The organism is Nitrospirota bacterium (genome assembly GCA_030645475.1).
Classification (GTDB): Bacteria; Nitrospirota; Nitrospiria; order Nitrospirales; family Nitrospiraceae; genus Palsa-1315.
This window is the reverse complement of record JAUSMA010000058.1, coordinates 72105-78535: the sequence shown is the minus strand read 5'-3', so window position 1 is coordinate 78535 and position 6431 is coordinate 72105. Positions and strand designations below refer to the sequence as shown.

Annotated in this window: 5 protein-coding genes; 3 read left to right on the top strand and 2 right to left on the bottom strand. The window is 53.7% G+C overall.

Annotation, left to right across the window (positions count from 1 at the left end):
• Positions 1 to 527: 527 nt before the first annotated feature.
• The gene (locus tag Q7U76_10215; protein MDO8356751.1) at positions 528 to 1013 is read right to left on the bottom strand and encodes a YbaK/EbsC family protein; all 486 of its coding nucleotides are present in this window, start codon (positions 1011 to 1013) and stop codon (positions 528 to 530) included.
• Positions 1014 to 1483: 470 nt separating this feature from the next.
• The gene (locus Q7U76_10210; GenBank protein MDO8356750.1) at positions 1484 to 2428 is read right to left on the bottom strand and encodes a glutathione S-transferase family protein; all 945 of its coding nucleotides are present in this window, start codon (positions 2426 to 2428) and stop codon (positions 1484 to 1486) included.
• A gap of 507 nt (positions 2429 to 2935) precedes the next feature.
• On the opposite strand from Q7U76_10210, the gene Q7U76_10205 reads away from it, so the two are divergent.
• From Q7U76_10205 to Q7U76_10195, 3 genes are all read left to right on the top strand, one after another.
• Positions 2936 to 5023, top strand: coding sequence for a hypothetical protein (locus Q7U76_10205; protein MDO8356749.1), 2088 nt, complete (start codon positions 2936 to 2938; stop codon positions 5021 to 5023).
• Positions 5020 to 5568, top strand: a complete 549-nt coding sequence (locus Q7U76_10200) for an ASCH domain-containing protein (protein ID MDO8356748.1) — start codon at positions 5020 to 5022, stop codon at positions 5566 to 5568. The genes Q7U76_10205 and Q7U76_10200 overlap by 4 nt, the downstream gene beginning before the upstream one ends.
• Positions 5569 to 5703: 135 nt before the next feature.
• On the top strand, positions 5704 to 6264 hold the full coding sequence (locus Q7U76_10195; protein MDO8356747.1) for a hypothetical protein: 561 nt from the start codon (positions 5704 to 5706) through the stop codon (positions 6262 to 6264).
• Positions 6265 to 6431: the final 167 nt, after the last annotated feature.

The following is a 6431-nucleotide window of genomic DNA, read 5'->3' as shown; positions in this document are numbered from 1 at the left end:
TCGACGCGCGCCCAGAAGGCGAGGAAATGCCTGGCGCCTGCCGGGAGCAAGAGCGCAATGCCCGCACTCAAGGCGACGATGACGATGTGATACAGACTCCCCGCGGCGTCGTGGAGGAGTGCTCGAACGGTTGACGTAAATTCATGAAACACGGATGCACCTCTTGATGTTGTGAGGTCCCCACGAGTCTGTCGGACTGGCAATGAACGCGAGGGATGAGTCGGCCTTCGACGAAATGCTCAGCAGATGCGGACGGCTGCGTGCGGACAAAAAAAGATCGCGGGAGACTTCGTGTCTACTGGAGGGCTGCTGCCTCCAAGCACGGAAGGTCTTACGCGATCACCTGTTACCCTACCACGTACCTATTGGCCATGCAAGGAATGCGACGAAAGCTGCGCGAGCGTCTGGAAGCGTGAAACGCGACCAAGGGCTGAGAGCCGTGGGAAGAGGAGTCGAGTATTGGTTTCGACAGTTCCAGCTCTGGTCCCCCGCCATCAGCTATCAGCTATACGCTCCTCTCCTCGGTCCTAGTACTGCAACGTCGAAGGCTCCCGATGGAACTGCGCCACCGTTGGGTGAACCAGTTCGGCGAAGTCCCGATAGCGGAGCTTCATGGCTCCCGTATGGGTCCCGGCGTCGAAGAAAATGTGTTCATCTTTGGTGAGCAGTTGATCGACGTAGACAGGCATGTTGTAGAGATTGCCGAACGGGGGCATCGTCCCCACTTCGCAGTCAGGAAAGAGTTCCGCAAGTTCGTGCTCCGTTGCCAGTCTCACATGTTTGCTGTCGAGCACCTCTTCGAGCCGTTTGAAATCTATCCGCCAGGTAGAAGTGACGACCGCCATCACAAACCGCTGGTCGGCTTTGACAACCACCACTTTGGCGAACAGGTCGCCTGACACATGGAGAGCCTCCGCCGTCCTTCGGGCGCTGAAGGCCTTGTCATGGCTGAGCACCTTGTAGGCGATCTTGTGGCTATCGAGATAGGTTTGGAGTCGCTTGAGGACAGGCATGGCAACCTCCATGGCAATGGGTGGGCAGGATGCTGAAAAAGCCTGCGAGCTGCGTTCTCGCATCGTTCAGACCCTCAACGTACCCTCCGGGTACGCCTCGGCCCTTTACTCGCTGCGGCCTTGCTGGCAGACTTTTTGAGCATCCTTAGTCTGTAGCCGTATGGTGTCTGGAGGGAGAAAGGAGCAAGGGGAATGCCATCACCCTCGCGCAGGATGGAGCAAGCAAATGCGTGATCTGTCGAGTGGTTAGAGCAGGATCAGGGCAGAGCCCCGAACGCTAACCACAAAGTTTCGTGGCAGAATAGGGCAGTGGTCCCTGGCTGACTGTCCTGAAATGCTACGTTGCTCGGTCAAAGACAAGAGCATATGGCCGATAGCTGATGGTCTCGGACCCAACATAAACGCAGGATGGTCTCTCTCCCCGCTATCAGCCATCAGCTATTCGCTATCAGCTTATGGTGGTGGTGCTGCTAGCGGAGGCGCTCGCGGCCATGCGGGGTCGTCAGATCCTGGTCGGGACCGAGGGGGACGATACGGGTTGGATTGATGTCGTCGTGGGTGACGTAGTAATGCCGCTTGATGTGATCGAAGTTCACGGTGTCGGCAATGCCGTCGGTCTGATAGAGGTCTTTGAGGTAGTTGAAGAGATTGGGGTAGTCGATGATCCGGCGGATGTTGCACTTGAAATGGCCGTGGTAGACGGCGTCGAAGCGCACGAGGGTGACGAACAGGCGCCAATCGGTTTCGAGGAACTGTGAGCCGAAGAGGTAGCGTTGGCGCGCCAGCCTGGCCTCGAGTTGATCGAGGGCGTCGAAGAGGCGCAATACGGCCCGCTCATAGGCCCGCTGCGAGGTGGCGAATCCCGCGCGATAGACCCCGTCGTTCACGTTCTCGTAGATGAAGGTGTTGAGATCGTCGATTTCTTTCCTGATGCCGTCTTGATAGAGGTCGATCGTGTTCTCGGTGAAGCGGTTGAACTCGCCGTTGAACATGCGCATGAGATCGTCGTCGGAATTGGTCACGATGCGTTTCGTGACGGTATCCCACAGCACAGGGACGGTGAATCGTCCCCGATAGTCGGGGTCGGTGGCCTTATAGGCCTGACTGAGGAACTGGAATCCATTGATCGGATCGAGCGAATGGCCCGGCCCTTCGCGGAAGGCCCAGCCTCGCTCGTCGCGGATCGGGTCCACGACCGTCATGCCGATCACGTCTTCGAGCTTCTTGAGTTTTCGTACAATGATGGTCCGATGGGCCCAGGGACAGGCCAGGGAGACATAGAGGTGGTAGCGGCCTCTCTCGGCAGGGTAGCCGGAGCCTCCATTCGCAGTCACCCAGTTCTTGAACACATCCGGCTGCCTGGTGAAGGCGCCTTCGACGCTTTGCTCGTCTGGAAATTGTGCCTTAATGGTCATGGTTAGTTCTCTGTTGTCTCTACCGTACCACAATCCTGGCGAAGTGATAGGGGGGACAGGGGCTGGAGGCTGATGATCTTCTGTGCTCGCGCAACGCGCGGCCTCAGAAGGAGGAGAGGGGAGCCGCCAGACCATCCTTCTTGCTCGCGGAACGCGCACGATCAGAATGTGCTCGTTCGACGCGCGCAGTGAAGGACAGTCCGGCGACTCCCTTGGGCGAGAAGGTGTGATGTTGTAGGGAAGGCAGGAAGAGGCCCTCCCTGGACGCACACAACGGAAGGTCAAACATTCCAATCCCTTTGAGAAATTAGGAAGGAAGCTTAGAGGGTGTAAGTTATTAGATGCTCTTAGGTGCTCATTTGTGCGGATGGACGGGGATATCCTGGGGGAATAGACTGTTGTCCTATTTTTCGCTGGCTGAGACCGTTTCTTTCGATCGACCATACTGATACCCTTTAGTTCGAAATAATGAGGCTACAGGGTTTTCCTTCGGGCAAGATTACTCGAATGAATGTAGGAATTCTTAAAGGGTTGCCGCGTCAACTGGATGAGGTAAAGAAGCTCTGGCGGGCCAACGCTGCCACACTTGGCTTCTTTCCTGATGGTGCTTTTGATGAGTATGCGTCGAAAGGTTGTATCCTTGTCGCCAGTGATCAAGCGGGTTTGTTGGCGGGATACCTTCTCTTTCGGAAAAGTGGTGATCGACTCACAGTCGTCCATTTATGCGTGCGAGATGAGATGCGAGGGCGTCACATAGCAAGAGACCTTTTCGAGGCTTTAGTTGCAACGTCTAAATCTTTTCGGGGGATAAACGTTTCATGCCGGCGTGATTTCAGTGCTTCAGCTCTGTGGCCCCAATTGGGATTCGTAGCCGTGCACGAAAAGCGTGGCAGAGGTACAAATGACACGATATTGACGAATTGGTGGTTTGATAGCGGAAACCCTGATCTCTTTTCTTTGTCGGAGTCTGTAGAGACAGAACAGAAGATCCCAGTTGTGATAGATGCAAACGTGTTTTACGATCTTAATACCCCTGTGGAGCCACACACTGAAGAGTCGAAGTCCCTCCAGGCTGATTGGTTGCAATCGTCGGTCGAGCTTCAGACTACTCCGGAAATTTTGAACGAGATCAATCGGAACAAGACCCCGAGTCATCGCGCAAGCAACCGACGGTATGCAGGGCAATTTGTATCCGTAAGGCCTCGCCATGACAAGTTTGCTGCTGCCGAAAGTAAGGTGAAGCAATACTTTCGCCACCCTCTCTCTGAGAGCGATGCATCAGATATTAGGCAGCTTGCGTGGACTGTCGCATCCGGATGTAGGTTTTTCGTGACTCGGGATGAAAAGCTCCTGAATCTCTCTCATCGGCTTTATCGAGAATTTGGGACATCGGCAATAAGACCCTCTGATCTCATTGCCCAGTTGGACGAACTGCAAGAACGCTCAAAATATAATCCTGCACGAGTCGCAGGCGTATTGACGCTTCGACGGTTGCAACAAACGCCAACCGATGATTTTGTTTGTGCCTTGCAGGCCACAGAAAGAAAAGAGACTAAGGCCAGATTTCGAGAGCGTTTTTGCAAGTACCTTGCTGCTCCAAAAACTTGCCAATGTTGGGGTTTGTTTTGGGGGGAAGAGAAGCCGGCTGCTTTGGTAGTGTATGAATGCTCCAACGAAGCGGAGTTACTCGTTCCATTCATGAGAGTCGCTCGTGGGCCCGAAGCTGTCGCAATTTTACGAAATCTGTTGCTTCGAATGGTGACGGGAGCGGCAGCAGAAAATCGATCAAGGATCGTGATCTCCGACCCCTACTGCGTGGATTTTGTCGGGGAAGAACTTAGGAGAGATGGGTTCAGTCGAGAAGATCGTCATTGGGTTAAGTATACGATGCCCATCGCAGTGACCGCGAAGACCTTCGTTGAGCAACTCGGCTTGGTCGGAGGGGTAGGAGGGAGTGGAAGTAAGCCTGATGCCATGACGGGACTGTCGCAAATAGTAAGATCCGATGCACTAACTGCGCACAAGCTAGAGCGTGCGTATTGGCCTCTCAAGATTATCGATGCTCCAGTACCAAGTTATATAATTTCAATTCAGCCAAAGTGGGCGGCAGAGCTCTTTGATGATGACCTTGCCAATCAGGATCTTTTTGGTGCAAGAACGAAACTGAGCTTGAATAGAGAAGGAGTGTACTATCGATCAGCCCTGCCCAACGGAGGTCTCACAGCCCCCGGTCGAATTCTCTGGTACGTCAGTGATGATAAGAAATATCACGGGTCAAAATGTATCAGAGCCTGTTCCTTTCTGGATGATGTCGTAGTTGGTCGCCCTAAAGAATTATTCCGACGCTTCGACCGGCTGGGAGTGTATGAGTGGAGGCATCTTATCGAGCTCGCGAAGGATGATATCGATACGAACCTTATGGCTGTTCGATATAGCGATACGCAGTTGCTGGCTGATCCAATCCGCTGGGACACATTTCAGGCAGTGCTTCAAGAGGCTGGCGTGCGTACACAACTACAGTCCCCCCAGCTCATACCGCCACAGGTCTTCGCGAAACTGTATAGACAGGGGATGGGCTATAAGGAAAACCTATGAAGACCATTCTGGTGCTTTCTATCCGAGAGAATCATGCTCAGGACATTCTAGAGGGAAGAAAGAAGGTCGAGCTCAGAAGAGTACGTTCCAAGTTAGAAAAAGGAGACGTTGTCCTAATTTATGTACCCCGACCAGTCATGGCTCTAGTTGGAGGATTTGTGGTTAAGGAAGTGATTGTTGCGCGGCCAGCACAGCTGTGGAGGCAAGTAGGAACGGTGTCCGGACTAACAAGCCATCAATTCACAGATTATTACTCTGGCACCTCCGTTGCCTTTGGTATTTGCATTGACACAACGTGGCGATTGGATAAGCCGGTTTCATTGACGGTGTTGAGACGATGCTGGCTTCCCTTTACTCCGCCGCAATGTTTTAGATACCTGGGAGCCAAGGAAATGCGTATGGCCAAGTCATTCAACATTAACTTGATTCCAAATGAAGCTTTCAACGGAGCGAAATCTATTTTCCCTCCCTTGAGAAACCACTCCCGTCCAAGATTGATAGCCCGGTCTTTCAACCCGGCATTGCATGCCGAAGAAATGCCTTAGCCCCCTTCTCGTTGCGCGCTGCGGCGTCATGCCTCATGAAGTGCCGTTATCTCCTGCTCCTTTTGGTTGACTCTTGCCACGCTAGAACGTAGCCTCTCTCCGTTTTCGCTTCAGCCCTAAATTATTCACTGGTAGATGCTGTTGACCATGGATTGGTTGTTGCTGCTTGGGTTGCTGGTGTTCCTCGTTGTTGGGGCTACGGCTGCGTTTTATTGGTATGGGTTTGTGACCCGCACGCAGGAGGAGTTTCGTGCGGCGCAGCCGGATCTCTGGATCACCAACATGTCGGCGATGAGTTCGGGGAACGTCCTCACCATCTACCCGGAGCTTGAGAATGTGGGTGGGGGTGTGGCGTACGATTGCCTGCTGCACATGGGTGGGTGGGAAGGCAGCTTCGCCGTCAAGAAAATCTATCCTCGTGGTCCGCGCTATCAGAAACATGTGGCCTCGATCGTCTTGGGCCCGGACGCGCCGGTTCGCGCCAAACTCATTAATAATGGTTATATCCGGCTACGATATCTCGATCGCTGGGGGCTCAAGTACGATTGTTGGTACCAGGTCACCCAAGTGAGAAACGAGGGTGACGCGGCTCTTTACAACGTTCAGGTCGACTTGGAGCATCCTCAATTGAACGATCCTCACCCATCGTTCTGGGAGATGCGGAAGTTTCTTGGTACTGTTCCTTTGTGCGACTGACCTGGACGCCTCGTCAGCCTGAGTTGGCGGCGAGGTCTCTCCCTGCGTGCTGCTGTTCATGTCGGTGAACAGTAATGGCTTGCGGAGCATGAAGGGCGATGGGGTCACCCGATTGTGCTGAATGAAATCAGGGGTGTCGAGCTCAATGCTCGACACCCCTGACTTCG

What these genes read in the sequence shown, in the direction of transcription:
- Q7U76_10210 (MDO8356750.1), bottom strand. Translation starts at nt 2,428, where the DNA reads ATGACCATTAAGGCACAATTTCCAGACGAGCAAAGCGTCGAAGGCGCC.
- Q7U76_10195 (MDO8356747.1), top strand. Translation starts at nt 5,704, where the DNA reads ATGCTGTTGACCATGGATTGGTTGTTGCTGCTTGGGTTGCTGGTGTTC.
- Q7U76_10215 (MDO8356751.1), bottom strand. Translation starts at nt 1,013, where the DNA reads ATGCCTGTCCTCAAGCGACTCCAAACCTATCTCGATAGCCACAAGATC.
- Q7U76_10205 (MDO8356749.1), top strand. Translation starts at nt 2,936, where the DNA reads ATGAATGTAGGAATTCTTAAAGGGTTGCCGCGTCAACTGGATGAGGTA.
- Q7U76_10200 (MDO8356748.1), top strand. Translation starts at nt 5,020, where the DNA reads ATGAAGACCATTCTGGTGCTTTCTATCCGAGAGAATCATGCTCAGGAC.